Annotated in this window: 1 protein-coding gene; it reads right to left on the bottom strand. The window is 54.5% G+C overall.

All coding sequences use genetic code 11. The annotated features are described in order from the left end of the window. On the bottom strand, window positions 1-328 hold a 328-nt coding region (locus DL239_RS21965; protein ID WP_369410611.1), incomplete at its 3' end, for an immunoglobulin domain-containing protein. Between the last annotated feature and the right edge of the window lie 19 nt (window positions 329-347).

Raw genomic sequence — 347 nt, 5'->3', positions numbered from 1 at the left:
GTAGGACGGTCACCTTGGTCCCTCCGCCGAACACCACCTCGAAAGTGGCGCTGCCTCTATATGAACTGCAGTAATAATCAGCCTCGTCCTCAGCCTGGAGGCCAGAGATGGTCAGGGAGGCCGTGTTGCCAGACTTGGAGCCAGAGAAGCGATTAGAAACCCCTGAGGGCCGCTTATCGACATCATAAATTATGAGTTTGGGGGCTTTGCCTGGGTGTTGTTGGTACCAGGAAATATATTGATAGTCACCAATGTCACTGCTGGGTCCAGTGCAGGAGATTATGATCAACTGTCCAGGAGACCCATTCACGGAGGCAGGCTGAGTCAGGGCAGACTGGGCCCAGGAC

The sequence above is a fragment of the Parasedimentitalea denitrificans genome (assembly GCF_011813015.1).
Classification (GTDB): domain Bacteria; phylum Pseudomonadota; class Alphaproteobacteria; order Rhodobacterales; family Rhodobacteraceae; genus Parasedimentitalea; species Parasedimentitalea denitrificans.
Note: the sequence above shows the minus strand (reverse complement) of the source record. Positions and strands in the feature narration are given on the sequence as shown.